Below are 15,988 nucleotides of genomic sequence, written 5' to 3'. Positions count from 1 at the left end.
AGAGAAAGGTGAATTTGAGTTTCATCAAATTCACCTTTCTCACTATTTGAAGCTAGTTATGTCCCAGCCTCTTTTTATTTTTTGTAAACAGGAATCTCGAATGTAATTGAATAGGAGCTTAACATATTATAAATCTCATTCATCTTGCTAGTTTGTTTATATGCCCAACCAATATCAGTTGCATATTGATGTGATGCTACATTTCCTACAACATTCCAACGCATTTTATATAACGTATCTTGACCAACATTGATATAAGAATCGCCTATAAATGATGCACCACCGATAATCGCTGATTCTGGAGTAAACCAATTTTCTTGATATGCTTTTATAGCTCCTAAAGTTAATGGATTACTATCATAAGCACCAATGCCAAACATATTGTATATTTTTTTAATATTAGTTGCTTGATTTTTATCAAAGTTAGTAACTTTTATTACTTCCCATTTTCTAGTGTCTGTTTTGTACTCAACGGTATATGTACCATTCGGTTGGAATGAAACCCATTTATTGGCCCCTAAACTACCGACTTGAATTTGTCCACTAGCTAAATCGGATGTCCCATTTCCAGACTCTAATAACGCATGGGCTACTAAATATACTTCATTTATACTATTATTTTTCGCTCCTTGAATGAAACTATCAGCTTTATTTGCAAATATTCCTTTATTATTTAAAATTGCATTCATTTCATTAATATTAACATTTGCTACTTCTGATAATTTAAGGAATTGAAGCTTATCTTTAAAAGTCCCAGTGAAATTATTTGGATTAATATAATATTTCAAATCCGCCAAGTCTGGTATAACCCATCCTGTAGTATTTTTTATATGATACCAAATATATCCGTCACTACCTTTAGTACTATCGTAAATAGAAACCGTTTCATTACTCACAGAACCACCAATGGCAAATTCAGTACCAGGTCCTCTTCTTAAATTCCACGTTTCATCTTTGATTATACCTTTACCATCTTTAATACTATTCGATACAAACGCATCTGAACGTACCCAAAGCGGATACCTTTTATCCGTTTGTGGAGTTGCTTTCATCTGAATATTAGCCATTTGATCTAACGTAATATCATAGTTTACATAAGTATTTTTAATACTTTTACTTGGATTTAGTTTAACGCTTAACTCGGCTACTCCAGTACCTTCAAAATATTTAACTAAAACATGATGTTTTCCGGATGATAAATTAATAGTTTTTGACCAAGTACCCTTGCTTCGATTACCCCATTCATCAAGCACTAATTTATTATCAATATAAACACGAACCCCATCATTGGCAGTAACATCTAATTGATAATTCCCAGAATTTGTTTCAATATATCTCTGGTATAGTGCTGAGAAGTTATCATTTGGGATTAATTCTGAAGGTGAACCACCTTGCCAATTAAAGTTTAGTTCAGGAATTTGAGGTTGATAACCAAGTAGTACTGGCGACCCAGTAAAATCTTTATTTGGGAAAGCCAAACCATACCAACGGTCATCTCTCATTAAATCATCAATTTCAAACCGTAATTGAGCTAAACCAGTAAGTTCTTTATATTTAATGAGAATTCTATGACTTCCCTCTTTAAGATAGATAGGTTGTCCAAAAAACTGTAGCCCCTGATCATTATCCCATTCATCAATTACTAGCGCGCCATCTACAAATACTTGTACACCATCATTTGCCCATACTCTTAAATTGTAGGCTCCTTCTTTAACATTGATTTCACGTTGAAATAATGTTGAAAAGTTATCATTTGGAATATTTGAAGACGGTGAACCTCTACCCCAATCATAATTTAAATTTGGAATTTGAGGTTGATATCCTAATAAAGCTGTTTCACCAGTTAAATCCGGATTGGAAAATGCTAGCCCGTACCATCTGTTATCTCTAGTCAAATCATCAATATCAAATTTCAGCTGAGAAACACCGACTAACTCTTTATACTTTATTAGTATCTTATGGGTTCCCTTTTTTAGGTAAACAGGTTTTCCAAAGAATTTAAGTCCTTGATTATTATCCCATTCATCGATTACTAATTTTCCATCGACATATACTTGTACACCATCATTTGCCCACACCCTTAAGTTATACGCACCTTCTTCAACATTGATTTCTCGTTGAAACAATGATGAAAAATTGTCTTTAGGAATGTTTGAAGCTGGAGATCCCCATCCCCAATCAAAATCTAATTGAGGTATTTGAGGTTGATAACCAAGCAATGCAGTATTGCCTGTTAAATTACTGTTTGAAAACGCCATTCCATACCAACGATCATTTCTTAACAGATTATCAATCTCAAATCTAAGTTCTGCCAAACCTACTAATTCTTTGTAGTGTATCTCAACTTTATGGGACCCTGATGCTAAATAAGTCGGCTTAGCAAAAAACTTTAGGCCTTGATCATTATTCCATTCGTTAATTAATAATTTACCATCAACATAGATGCGTACACCGTCGTTCGCATAAACACGGAAATTATAAATCCCTTCATCTAAGGTAAATGTTTTAGTAAATTTCGCCGAAAAATTATCACTAGGAATTCCACTAATTGGAGAATTTCTTTGCCAGTTAAAATCAACTGAATCGTATGTAGATTTCACTTCTTTACCCGTTAAATTACCATTTGAATAAAAAGTAGCATTCCATTTAGATGAATCGGCACTCGCTTCAATGTTATTAGTAGAAAAAATAATTATGGATAAAAGGACTAGTAAACCGTATTTAATTATGTTGTTCAAAACTAGACGTAACAACTCCTTCCTCAAAACTTATTCTAATATATAGAATTACTAAAATATTATAGCATATCCAAAGTTAGTAAACTATAAGTGTAATATTCTTGTAATTTTACTTACAGAATATGTAACCCAATCTAATCTAAATAAAAAGAGTAAACCCAATTATTTTCGGATTTACTCTTTTTATCATTTATTTAATTGTTGAATTTATGTTTTTCTTGATACGCTTTTTTCTCTTCTTTTGACAATTTATTAAATTCTGCTATAAATTCTTCATATGCTTTCATAGTTTCAACGGTAGGTCCATAGGCTTTTACTTTACCATATTCTAGCCATACAACTTTATTACAAAACTGTTTAATTTGGTAATTTGAATGACTCACAAAAATAATTGTTTTTCCTTTTTGTTGGAATTCTTTAATTTTATCTAAACATTTTTTTGTAAATGTAGCATCTCCGACAGATAAAGCTTCATCAATAATTAATATATCAGGATCAACCATAACTGATATTGCAAACCCTAGACGAGATTTCATACCACTCGAATAATTTTTCATTGGTTGATCTATAAATCGATTAAGTTCAGAGAATTCAATGATTTCCTCTTCCATCGCATCAATTTCTTGTTTAGAGAAGCCTAGCATTAAACATTTCATTTCTAAATTTTCTCTTCCGGTAAGACTCTCTTTGAAACCCGTTGCTACAGAAATCAAAGCCGTTTGTCCCCTAACTATTACGCTACCAGAAGTTTCAGGAGATATTCCTGCAACAATGTTTAAAAGGGTAGATTTACCTGAACCGTTAATTCCAACAAACCCAATAGTATCTCCAGCCTGTGCTTTAAAATCTACTCCCTTTAATGCATAGAATTCTTCACCATAACTCTTTGGTAAAATTAGATCTAAAAGTCTTTCTTTTTGATTCTTATATAATTTATATTTCTTTTTTACATTTTCTAATTCAATTACATATTCCAAATTAATTAATCCCTTCTAAAGAAACTCTCCAACTTTATAATTTAGAACATTCAACAAAAGCTATTAATAAAGGTAAAAGTATAGGGACCAATCAAGTACCCTCTTCTAATATCTTTTTATAATACAAATCTAATTATAAATAATCAACAAAATGCCTTCTAAACTTCAAGTGAAGATTAGAACCAATTATAAAAATCAATATAGATAGAACCCAGAAATATATTGAATACTCCCAGTGTGTAATGAAATACCATTCACTTCCAAAGAAAGCAGCTCTATAACCTTCAAGAAGATAGAATAAAGGATTTAGTTTTACGATATCACCAAATGGCGCCCCTAGCTTTCCAATGTCCCACAATACAGGCGATAGATATATAAACATTCGAAGCACTGCATTTAAAAGCATATGAACATCACGAACAATCGTCGATAAAGTGGATGTAATAAGTGATAACCCAAGTATCAGGAAAATTGTTGCAGGGATAAAATATAACAATTGAATATAATATATATTTGCGAAGTATCCTCCGATATGGAAAATTATAACAAAGATTAATATCATAACGATGTGAATATATAATTGAGAAAAAATAACAAAACTCGGAACAATACTCATTGGGAAATTCATTTTAGCTAATATTCTAATTCTTGAATAAATTGAACTAGAGCTATTAAGTGTAGACTTAAAAAAGAAAACCCACAATATAAATCCAGCTAATAACCAAAAAATATAAGGTATTTTCTCTCCATTTGCCAAAGTCACATCAGAACGTTCCATTACGTTTGAAAAAACAAACCAGTAAATAGCAACTTGAATAACTAAATTAATTACTTCCCATGAGGAACCAAGAAAATTATTTCTATTCTCACTTTTTATTTCAAATGCTGACAATCTTCTTATTAAATAAAAATATTGAAATTGTTCCTTTAAAATTTTAAACATTGATTTCATCGATTAACTCCTTTATGTGATACCAATAAAAATAACAACTTTTTTATTCTAACAAATAAATCATGTTAAATTCATAACAAATTAATGACTTTCTATTTTCGATTATGAATTTCTACAATTTGTTACTTCGGAAATATATAATGATCGCCTTTATTAATTAACTTTAGATTGATTATTAAAGTTAAACTCAATCTCTATTTTTTGTTTATATAATAAAGCTTCATAATTAAAGAATAAACTAAAAAAGTTCTTTATGATATAATGCTTTTGTTATATAAATTGGAGGCTTAAAAATGAGATTCGATGTTTCAGTTATTATACCAACATACAACGTTGAACAATATATATATGATGCACTATATTCGATAGCAAATCAAACTTTTAATGGTGAAATAGAAGTAATTGTTGTTGATGATTGCTCTACTGATCAAACTATAAAAATTGTCCAAAAATTTAATTATAATGGTAAATTTCATTTGAAATTATTTAAACAAGAAAAAAATATGAGGCAAGGAACAGCAAGAAATAGAGGGATTACAGAAGCAAGTGGTAAATATATTTTCTTCTTAGACGGAGACGATTTATTGCATGAGGAAGCAATAGAAAAGATGTATAAGAAGGCAGAAGAAAATGCCTATGACTTTGTCGTTTGTGATTGGATTTATTTTAATCCAGATGGGCAATTTAAATATGTAAATATAGATAAATTTATGTTTAATGATGAACTATCTGGAAAACATTGCGAAAAGCTACTAGAAGCAATAACTTACTTTACTGTTAACAAACTTTATAATAGAGAATTTTTAGTAAACAACCATATTAAATATGGAGAAGGATATATTTATGAAGATTATGAGTTTTATGTAGAAGTTGCTCAAAAAGCAAATAAAATTGGCATCATCCATAATCCGTTATATCAAGTCAGAGTAAATACTAACTCTACAACAAAAACAAACCGAAAAAGTATGATTCATGTCGAGTCATTAATCAAAGCAGTTGAATCAACAATAAATAAATTTAACCCAAGATGGGAAGAATCTTATTACCAACTATACCGGTATATTATTAGAAAAACATTAAGTTATATTCATGAACGAGCACCTAAAGGAGTAAAAAGGGAAACTTTAAAAAAAATCATCCAAATATTAAATAATAAAAATAAAAATTATTATATACCAAATACTGCAACAATAATTAATTCCCTTTATTTCAGAAAAAAATTAGTTCAAAATGGTAAATTAAATAACATACTTCTAATAGATAGTTTAAATAGAAAGACAAAATTTAAAAAAGCTTTAACCAAAGTTTTGAACCTAAGAAAAACTTCTTCTTGGAAAAATCTATACACAAAAATCATTCAAAAAAGAACATCGAGATTACCAATTCAGAATAATTTCATTTTATTTTTAGGATTTGATCACAGGTATGAAGGAAACTCAAAATATTTATTTGATTATTTAATAAGAAACAACCCTCAACAATATACGATTTTATTTACAACGAAGGATGAAAACATTCCTAAAGAACAGAGAGTATCTCCTTACAGTAAAGAGTTTTATTATGCTCTTTCACAAGCAAAAATCGTAATTGCTGAAAGCTGGGTACCTTTAAAGTTTACAAAAAAAGATGGTCAAAAATGGATTCAGTTATGGCATGGCACTCCCTTTAAAAAGATGTTATTTGATAGTCATGAAAGAATTATTTCGAGTAACAATATATATCATAAGAAAAATAAACATGCAGATATAACTAGATGGGATTATTTACTCTCAGACTCAAAAATAGGATTGGAAAAGCTAAGTTCTTCTTTTGCATTTCCTAAACATAATATTTTAAATTTCGGTTATCCAAGAGTTCAATGGTTAAAAGAAAATAGTAATAATGAAGAATTAATCAAACAAATTAAAAAACAACTATCAGTTCCTATTAATAAAAAAATAGTACTCTACGTACCGACATGGAGAGATTACAATTATAAAACAAATGATTTCGATTTATCATACGAACTAAATGTTCAAAAACTACAAAAGTTACTAGGTGATGATTATGTAATCTTGAATAAAAATCATCATTTTAATTCTAAAAACAACGATCATATTCATTTACATGATGTTCAAAATTTAATATTAATTTCCGATATTATGATTAGTGATTATTCTTCCGTAATTTTCGATGGATTGACAATTAATAAACCATTTTATCTGTTTATAAATGACTTTGAGAAATATTCGAATTCCAGAGGGGTTTATGAAGATATTCTAAATTTATTAAAACCATTTTGTATAGATAATGAGGTTGATTTAGCAAAAAAAATTCAAAGTTTAGGAAGTACGTATCCATTAGATTCCTATCAGAAAGCCAAAGAAAATCTTACGAATAATAAAATGATCAGTTCAAATGAAGCATTACAAAATAAATTAGATGAAATAATGAATTCAACTATTGGTTAATGAAAAAAACGGAGATCGGTAAAACCGGCCTCCGTTTAATAAGTTTTAACTTTAATTTTTATATAAAATTAAAAGTTTATATGAGATAAAATTATACTATCAAACTAAAAGAATTATTTTCGCTCTACTAGAACTTTCATAATAAAGCGAGGTAACACTAACATTCTCTTAAAACGTGTTGGTTGCTTAATAAGTCGATATAACCATTCTAAATTCAAATCAATCCATTTTTGAGGAGCTCTTTTAACTTCCCCGCCCCATACATCAAAACTTCCGCCAACTCCCATAAATAAACCTTTTTTAAACTTACCTAAATGATTTTCAATCCAATATTCTTGTCTTGGGAACCCAAGGCCAACAAATACTAAATCGGGTTCTAATCGGATCATTTCTTGTACAAGTTCTTCATCATTAACATCAATGTAACCATGATGTTTCCCAACAATATTTAATTTAGGATGTTGAGTTTTAATATTTAAATAAGCTTTTTCTATAGTAGACTCTTTTGCACCAAGAAGATATACTTTTAAACCTTGATTTTCTGCTTTTTTTAAAAGTTCCCCCATTAAGTCAAAACCAGCAACCCTTTCTTTTAATGGTTGATTAATGATTTTGGATGCAATTACAACACCAATTCCATCTGGTAAAATAAAATCTGCATGATTAAGAGTATTAAAGTATTTAGGTTCCTTATTAGCAAAAGAAACAAGTTCTGGATTAGCTGTAACAACAAACGTTTTCTCTTGCTCATGTATTCGCGAATCAAAAATATCAATAAATTCACTCATACTATTATTATTAAATTTTATTTTTTGAATTTCTACAGTAGACATAAATAATAATCCCCCATTTTCTAAATGACTCTCGGTTTCTTTTTTCAATGAAAATGGTTTAATAAATTCTTTTAAACTATTTTTGTAAATAACCTTTAAAAATAATAATCCCATGATAAAATTATTTTTTTTATGTAAAGATTATTATAACAAATAATTATTTATTCGTGAACATCAATTTTATTTTCATGAATTTTCAACCGGCAACTTAACATGCCCAAATAAAAATACATTAATTTACCATTTAAACCTTTTTTTTATTTACGTTGATAATATTACTTCTTTCTTTGTAGCCAATAAACAGTTATAATTGACTGCATACTTAAACTTGTATATTTTTGATAGTTTTAATGGAAAAATATATAGCGTAGCTTGTCACATATTTTGTAAAAAATATTTACAAATTGTAAATTTTTTCTGTTTTATTTATGATAATATAAGACTATATGAAATTTAATTAATTGAACTAGTAATAATTCATAACACAGATGAATAAATTGATAGATGGAGGAACTTTAATGAAACGAGTAATTACTTATGGTACATTTGATCTTCTACATTCAGGACATATAAATATTCTTCGTCGCGCTAAGGAACAGGGCGATTATTTAATCGTTGCGATTTCAACGGACGAGTTCAATGCATTGAAGGGTAAAAAAGCTTACTATACATTTGAACAAAGAAAAATGATTTTAGAAGCGATTCGATATGTAGATTTAGTGATTCCTGAAAATACGTGGGAACAAAAAATCGAAGATGTTCAAAAATACGATGTTGATGTCTTTGTAATGGGTGATGATTGGGAAGGAAAATTTGACTTCCTAAAAGAATATTGTGAAGTTGTTTATTTACCAAGAACGGTCGGTATTTCAACAACGAAAATTAAAAAGGATTTAAAAGAAGTAGCAGGTAAAAAATAATGTAAAAAGGAAGCTCCTAATCATAATGATTGGGAGCTTCCTTTTTACATATAATGTTGAAAAATGCATTCAAAATTGTACTAAAGAAAATGATTTCTCCATCATAATCTTTAAAATTCTAACTTGTACTACTATTGAAGAACCTTTGATTTATTTAAATAAGATAGTAAATGTTCCACAATCCGTTTCGATGCCAAACCATCTCCATAAGGATTGGAAGCTTGGGCCATTTCGTTGTATGCATTATCATCCGTTAGTAGTTCGGTCGCTAAACGATAAATCGTTTCCTCATCTGTACCAGCAAGTTTTAATGTCCCTGCTGCAATTCCTTCAGGGCGTTCCGTCGTATCGCGTAAGACAAGAACGGGCTTCCCTAAAGATGGCGCTTCTTCTTGTACGCCTCCAGAGTCTGTTAAAATCATAAATGATTGGGCAGCAAAATTATGGAAATCAAAAACTTCCAGCGGCTCAATTAAATGGACACGAGGATTATTACCTAAAATTTCATTGGCAATTTCCCGTACAACAGGATTCATGTGAACAGGATAAACAACTTGCACATCATCACGCTCTTCTAAAATTCGAACAATCGCTCGGAACATATTACGCATAGGCTCCCCTAGATTTTCACGCCGGTGCGCGGTTAATAAAATCATACGATCCGTCCCGATTTTTTCTAAAACGGGATGTGTATATTCAGGTCGAACAGTTGTTTTTAATGCATCAATAGCCGTATTACCTGTGACAAAGATGGATTCTTCTGGCTTATTTTCTAGTAAAAGATTATGCTTTGATACTTCCGTAGGAGCGAAATGCAAATCTGCCATGACACCAGTTAGTTGACGATTCATTTCTTCCGGGTAGGGTGAATATTTATTTCCTGTGCGTAAACCCGCTTCAACATGACCGATGGCAATTTGATTGTAAAAGGCTGCTAAACTACCAACAAAGGTTGTTGCCGTATCACCATGTACTAAAACGACATCTGGTTTCGCTTCCTTCATGACAGCATCCAAACCTTGTAAAGCGTTCACAGCAACGTCTACTAATGTTTGTCGATCTTTCATAATATTTAAATCATAATTTGGGTTAATTTGAAATGTCTCAAGAACTTGATCAAGCATTTGACGATGTTGGGCAGTAACAGTAACAATGGAGTCAATTTGTTCCGGATGTTTTTGGAGCTCCTGTACAAGGGGTGCCATTTTAATTGCCTCTGGACGCGTACCAAAAATAGTCATTACTTTAAACTTTTTTGACATTATGTATCAACCTTTCAAGGGGAAATTTTTATAACAACATATTTTCTAAGATATAGTTTTAGATTTACTATTATCTATTAATCTCTATCTCAAAAATTAGAAACAAACTAATTTTATCTAAGATACTTCTAACAAAATATTACGCTTTTAAAGTACCAAACATTTCAACTCACTTTTAATAAAATAGCTAATATAGATTTGGAAACAATTAGTTTCAATTCATTATCTAATGTTTATATAATTCAATTTTATCCTCTAACTTTTTCCTCCCCTTTATTTTACTACTATCTACAACTATTTTATTTCATAAATAACAATTTAACAAAAATTACAATTACATCACCAATAATTAATCTTTAATGTTAAAATTTAACTTAAATATTTTTTAAATTGCACGATATAACCTTAGAATGGACTACTACTAATATGGTAATTTATTAGATTAAAACTAAACCAACTAAAAGGAGCGTGTATGATGGAAAAAAATAACAAAACCCTTATTAAGACAGGCGTATCGAGCGTTTTACTTTCATCCGGTATACTGTTAGGATCGAGTTTTGCTTCTGACCTACCATTTTCATCAATTGAAGTGGCAGCTGCATCGACTACAACGTATACAACAACAGCCAACTTAAATTTACGTTCGACTAACTCTACAAAAGGAAAAATTTTATTAACAATTCCGAAAGGAAAAACGGTTAACTATATCTCAAAGTCTGGTACTTGGTATAAAGTTTCATACAACGGGAAAACAGGTTGGGTTAGTTCTGACTATATTAAAACAACAAATGCTGTAGCTACTAAAACAACTTATACAACAACAGCTAATTTAAATTTACGTTCTACTAATTCTACTAAAGGAAGTATTTTATTAACAATTCCGAAAGGGAAAGCCGTTAGTTACATCTCGAAATCTGGTGATTGGTACAAAGTTACATATAACGGGAAAACTGGCTGGGTTAGTTCGAAGTATGTCAAAGTTGCAACGGCTAACAGCGGTACGACGACGAAACCAACTACTCCTTCAAAGCCGAGTACAAGCGAACCGTCTAAGCCAAGCACAAATGATTCAGCAACTAAATCTACTTACACGACAACAGCTAATTTAAATTTACGTTCGACTAATTCTACTAAAGGAAGTATTTTATTAACGATTCCGAAAGGAAAAACAGTAAATTATATTTCTAAATCAGGCGATTGGTATAAAGTTACTTACAACGGCAAAACTGGCTGGGTTAGTTCGGCGTATATTAAAGCCACATCCACTAACAATGGAACGACACTGAAACCAAGTACCCCTTCAACTCCGGGTACTAGTGAACCAACGAAACCAAGTACTCCTTCTACACCGAGTACAAATGAACCATCAAAACCAAGTACAGACGATTCAACAGTAAATAAAATTTATAGCACAACCGCAAACTTAAACTTACGTTCAACGAATTCGACCGCTGGGAAAATTTTATTAACAATCCCTAACGGACAAACTGTTACGTATATTTCAACTTCAGGGAAATGGTATAAAGTTCAATACAATGGAGTAACAGGTTGGGTAAGCTCAGACTATATTAAAATTTCAACAAACAACGGGACAAGCCCTACAAATCCGTCTACAGGTACTGGTTCAGATAATCTGCCTCCTGGACAAACGATTAATTCGATGATTGTATATACAACGAATTCTTTAAATTTAAGAACTTCTAACTCAACGTCATCCGCATCGTTAGGAACAATTCCTGCGAATACGAAACTAACATCTACTTATAAAGCAAGTAACGGATGGTACAAAGTTTCTTATAACGGGAAGACTGGTTTTGTTTCAGGAAGCTACTTAATTAGTCAATCAACGAAAGCGCGGATTGACTCGTTAGAAGCAAACAAAAATAGTTATTTATTTATGGATTTACGAACAGTCTCTTCTGTTACTGCAGACCAAATCAATGCTTACATTAAAGATCGAGTTGGGAATAACCGAAGTGTTTTATTGAATTCAGGTGCAGACTTTGTAGAGGTTGGAAAAAAATACGGTGTGAATGCCCTTTATTTGGCAGCACATGCCATTCATGAAAGTAATTTTGGGAAATCAACAATCGCCTTAGATCGTTACAATCTATTTGGCTATGGCGCTTATGATTTAGTTCCTTACCTTGGTGCTGTAAAATTCGATTCTATTAAACAAAACATTGAATTTATTGCTCAAAAGATTAAAGCAACGTATTTAGGAAATAGTTGGCATAACCAAGGAACTTATTTAGGATATTCCGTTAAAAGTATTGCAGGTGGGCGCGTTGATTCCTTAAGTAAAGGGATGAATTTCTACTATGCAACGGACGAAAAATGGGGCGAACTAATCGCTCGTCATATGACAAACATTATGGAATATTCGAAAGAAAGTGCTGCTGGAAGTAGCCCAAATACGACTCCAGTATCGAACCCGGGTTACCCTGACTTATCGGATGTCTTCCCGACGAATACGTTAGCCGTTGCGAAAAGCGCGTTTAACCTATATGATAAAAAATCTGGTAAAGTGGTTGGGACTATGCCAAAAGGGGCAAAATTCAACCTACTTGAAAAAGATAATAATTATTGGTTAACCGTAAAATACAACAATCGAACTTATTATGCGAACGTTTCCTTTAGTTCATATAATAAATACTTTACTGTTAAAAACTTAGGACGGGTTGATGCAGGCGGTTCTGCTTTAAATGTACGAGCAGATGCTTCTACAAGTGCAAAAGTTATTACGACGATTAACCATAAAGAATATGTGGAACTTGCATTAGATACCAAAGATGTTCCGATTACGAAAAATGGTTGGTACAAAGTAAAAGTTAATGGTAATTACGGTTGGGTTTCTGGTGGCTATCTCGTTCGTGAATTAAACCGCTAAAAATAGAATATGTAATGAAAGTAAAAAGTAGCCACAAATTTTTCCATTTGTGGCTACTTTATTTTTAACGATATACCGGTACATCCATAATAATATTACTTATACCCAGGGTTTGATACAGATTGTATAACGAATTAATTTGTTTATATGCCCACCCAATATCTGTTGCATACTGATGGCTGGCCGTATTATAACGGACCATTGCATCCGGATTCCAGCGCATTTTATATAATGTATTTTGAATCGTACCTGTATGATTTTTTCCTTTAATATAATCATTGGCAATATATTTTGCACCGCCAACAATCGCTTTTTCAGGGGTTGTCCACCCTTCCTCATATGCCTTTTTTGCTCCACATTCATTTGGACAGTGGTCAAAGGCTTCAATCCCATACATGTTATACACAACCGTCCCGTTATATTTAATACCTTGGGCTAATTCTGAAGTGCCATGCCCCGTTTCAAGTAACGCATGAGATACAAGATAGAGTTCATTTATTCCGTTTTGTGCCCCAGCTTGAACAAACGCTTCACCGAGATTATGGAATATCCCTTTATTCTTTAAATGATTATCTAATATAGCCACAGATACTCCACTCGATTTCGATAAATCGAGAAACTGGAATTTTTGTTTTGGATCATTCACAAAATTATTTGGATTTAAATAATAACTCACATCGGATTGGGTCGCATTTCTCCACACTCCAAGGGCAATTTGAGTCCAATTGGAATCTGTTGAATAAATCGTAACGAATGTGCCTGCTACTAACTTCCCGTATATATGACTTTGATCGGATGCTTCTGCTCGAATAATGACCGTTTTCGTTACTTTCCCTAGATCGGAACTGATTCGTACTAGTGAACTATGAACATATAACTCTTTTCCGTTATAGAGAATTTGATACCATCTAGTAGAACCAGAAGTCGCATCACCTAGTATATGATCATCTAATATTGTAAAAGCAGTACCTATTGGAACCGTTTCGTAAACATTATTATTTGTATCAAGTTTCGGGGAGGTTCTGAGACGTACTCCAGAACTTGTCGTTGAACCTCCCATCACCATTTCTACAAAATCTCCACTAATATAGCCAGGTAAATTTCGATATTTATCCGTCTGTGGAGTAGCTTTCATTTGTAATGCCAGAGCTTCGTTAATAGTTAAATCGTATTTTGAATAGGTGATTATTGTTTTGTTTAAATGCTCATCGGAAATCCATACCGTTTTACCTGCTAAAGTTCCTCGATACCATACAGTAGATCCAACGGTTTCTGTAAGGTTTACTTGAAAACTTTCCTTCGCAAATTGACTTAAATCATTGTAGATAATATCCTTCGTTCCACCCCACGGTTTTTGATAAGCAGAACCTGTCCCCTTTAAATAAAAGTTTTCCCCTTGATGGTCTATCGTTTTATGAGCTTTTTCTGTAACTTGATTTGAATGAATCCAACCAACTGTTCCTTCCCCATTAGCCGTTTTACTAATTAAAAAATATACCTCTCCATCAAAATTTCCTTGAGTTTTAATATAGTACACAGCATTAAAGTAAGAATGGGCATCCAGTGTAGATGAAATATTTCCGTCCCTACGATAAATCGTTGTCGTATTCCCGTTAATATGACCTAATAAACTTGTTGCAGTTGATACAACGACATCTTTTTCGTGTAACCAAATTGTCTTTCCATTTAAATTTCCCCTGTACCATGTTGTATTGCCAACGGTTTCCGTTAAGTTGACGGTGAATGTTAAAAATTGATAATCGGACATATCAGAAACGACGATATCTTTCGTACCACCCCACGCCTTACTATAGGCTTTTCCTGTACCATGAATGTACAAAGTTTTCTCCTTTGAGCTGATTGTTTTATGGACTTGTGTATGCAAGTCCGTTGATTTCACCCAACCAATTGTGCCCACTTCACTACTTGGTTTCAAACTAATTAAATAGTATAAAATACCATTCATTTTCACCTGCTTTTTTATGTAATAAACAGTATTTATATACGACTTAGTAGAAACACTTGAATTCGATTTTCCTAAAACTTGATATATCGTTGCGTTACTCGTTAAATGACCTAGTAAACTAGTTTTACTTATTTCTACTTTTGGTACCGTAGTTGAAACATCGTTAGCATGTAGCCAAAGGGTTTTACCGTTCAATGTCCCTCTATACCAAATATTTGTGCCAACAGTTTCCGTAAGATTCACTTGAAAACTTTCATAAATATATGGAGACATGTTATCGAAAATTAAATCTTTTGAACCACCCCACGCCTTACTATACGCTTTTCCAGTTCCTTTAAAATAGAGGGTCTGCCGCTTTCCAGTTACTGTTTTATGAGCAAAAGTTGTCGTATCTTTCGCCTTTATCCAACCTACAACTCCCTTTTCGCTACTCGGTTGGGTGCTAATTATGTAATGCAGTTCGTTGTCAATGTAAGCAAAACTTTTAATATAGTAAACTGCGCTAAAATATTTTTTTGCTTCAATTATTGACGTTGTTGCACCTTTAACGGGATATATCGTTGTGGCAGATCCATTAATATGTCCTAATAGGCTTATCGATTTCGGGATAATCACTTGATTCGACTGTAACCACATTTTCACACCATTAACGGTACCTCTATACCACGTCATTTTCCCAACCGTTTCAGTTAAGTCTACTTTGAACTCTAAATTAGAATATTTAGACATTTCATTATAGATAACATCATTTGTGCCACCCCAAGCTTTTCGATAAGCTTTTCCATTTCCTTTCACATACAAAGTTTTCTTTTGTGAATTGATTGTTGTATGGGGCAACACTTTTACGTTCGGTGATTTCACCCAACCAACGACACCAGAAGTACTACTCGGTTGGGTGCTCATTAAATAAAAAGTATCCCCATTTAAAATGTACCCTATAAGAAAGACACTTGAAAAAAGGTCTCTCTTATAGGGTACTTTTATTTATTATGAAATAAAA

At 32.0% G+C, this 15,988-nt stretch carries 9 protein-coding genes; 3 read left to right on the top strand and 6 right to left on the bottom strand.

Annotated features, from left to right (window positions below; all coding sequences use genetic code 11):
* Positions 1-74: 74 nt before the first annotated feature.
* From H9636_RS18325 to H9636_RS18315, 3 genes are all read right to left on the bottom strand, one after another.
* Positions 75-2,738 (bottom strand): PA14 domain-containing protein, encoded by a 2,664-nt coding sequence (locus H9636_RS18325; protein WP_225230332.1) that lies wholly within the window; start codon positions 2,736-2,738, stop codon positions 75-77.
* Between the two features lie 194 nt (positions 2,739-2,932).
* Complete coding sequence (gene tagH, locus H9636_RS18320; RefSeq protein WP_191708997.1) at positions 2,933-3,715, bottom strand: teichoic acids export ABC transporter ATP-binding subunit TagH; 783 nt, start codon at positions 3,713-3,715, stop codon at positions 2,933-2,935.
* Positions 3,716-3,848: 133 nt separating this feature from the next.
* Entirely contained in the window at positions 3,849-4,667 is an 819-nt protein-coding gene (locus H9636_RS18315; protein WP_191708996.1) for an ABC transporter permease, read from the bottom strand.
* 293 nt (positions 4,668-4,960) lie between these two features.
* On the opposite strand from H9636_RS18315, the gene H9636_RS18310 reads away from it, so the two are divergent.
* Positions 4,961-7,117: a bifunctional glycosyltransferase/CDP-glycerol:glycerophosphate glycerophosphotransferase gene (locus tag H9636_RS18310; protein ID WP_191708995.1), complete on the top strand. Its 2,157-nt coding sequence runs from the start codon at positions 4,961-4,963 to the stop codon at positions 7,115-7,117.
* A gap of 113 nt (positions 7,118-7,230) precedes the next feature.
* Here H9636_RS18310 and H9636_RS18305 read toward each other — a convergent pair whose 3' ends face one another.
* Positions 7,231-7,950: a WecB/TagA/CpsF family glycosyltransferase gene (locus tag H9636_RS18305; RefSeq protein WP_191708994.1), complete on the bottom strand. Its 720-nt coding sequence runs from the start codon at positions 7,948-7,950 to the stop codon at positions 7,231-7,233.
* Between the two features lie 518 nt (positions 7,951-8,468).
* On the opposite strand from H9636_RS18305, the gene tagD reads away from it, so the two are divergent.
* Entirely contained in the window at positions 8,469-8,870 is a 402-nt protein-coding gene (gene tagD, locus H9636_RS18300; protein ID WP_191708993.1) for a glycerol-3-phosphate cytidylyltransferase, read from the top strand.
* A 131-nt stretch (positions 8,871-9,001) separates the two neighbouring features.
* Here tagD and wecB read toward each other — a convergent pair whose 3' ends face one another.
* Positions 9,002-10,132, bottom strand: coding sequence for a non-hydrolyzing UDP-N-acetylglucosamine 2-epimerase (wecB, locus tag H9636_RS18295; RefSeq protein ID WP_191708992.1), 1,131 nt, complete (start codon positions 10,130-10,132; stop codon positions 9,002-9,004).
* Positions 10,133-10,607: 475 nt separating this feature from the next.
* On the opposite strand from wecB, the gene H9636_RS18290 reads away from it, so the two are divergent.
* Positions 10,608-13,022 carry an SH3 domain-containing protein gene (locus H9636_RS18290; protein WP_225230331.1) on the top strand — a complete coding sequence of 805 codons (2,415 nt, stop codon included), beginning with the start codon at positions 10,608-10,610 and terminating at the stop codon, positions 13,020-13,022.
* 64 nt (positions 13,023-13,086) lie between these two features.
* Here H9636_RS18290 and H9636_RS18285 read toward each other — a convergent pair whose 3' ends face one another.
* On the bottom strand, positions 13,087-15,891 hold the full coding sequence (locus tag H9636_RS18285; RefSeq protein WP_191708990.1) for an N-acetylglucosaminidase: 2,805 nt from the start codon (positions 15,889-15,891) through the stop codon (positions 13,087-13,089).
* Between the last annotated feature and the right edge of the window lie 97 nt (positions 15,892-15,988).

The sequence above is a fragment of the Ureibacillus galli genome, assembly GCF_014836845.1.
Lineage (GTDB): Bacteria > Bacillota > Bacilli > Bacillales_A > Planococcaceae > Ureibacillus > Ureibacillus galli.
This window is presented reverse-complemented; position numbering and strand designations above follow the sequence as displayed.

Excerpts from the sequence above, each read along its gene's own strand:
- H9636_RS18315 (WP_191708996.1), bottom strand. The coding sequence starts at position 4,667 with ATGAAATCAATGTTTAAAATTTTAAAGGAACAATTTCAATATTTTTAT.
- H9636_RS18310 (WP_191708995.1), top strand. The coding sequence starts at position 4,961 with ATGAGATTCGATGTTTCAGTTATTATACCAACATACAACGTTGAACAA.
- H9636_RS18305 (WP_191708994.1), bottom strand. The coding sequence starts at position 7,950 with ATGTCTACTGTAGAAATTCAAAAAATAAAATTTAATAATAATAGTATG.
- tagD (WP_191708993.1), top strand. The coding sequence starts at position 8,469 with ATGAAACGAGTAATTACTTATGGTACATTTGATCTTCTACATTCAGGA.
- wecB (WP_191708992.1), bottom strand. The coding sequence starts at position 10,132 with ATGTCAAAAAAGTTTAAAGTAATGACTATTTTTGGTACGCGTCCAGAG.
- H9636_RS18290 (WP_225230331.1), top strand. The coding sequence starts at position 10,608 with ATGGAAAAAAATAACAAAACCCTTATTAAGACAGGCGTATCGAGCGTT.
- H9636_RS18285 (WP_191708990.1), bottom strand. The coding sequence starts at position 15,891 with ATGAGCACCCAACCGAGTAGTACTTCTGGTGTCGTTGGTTGGGTGAAA.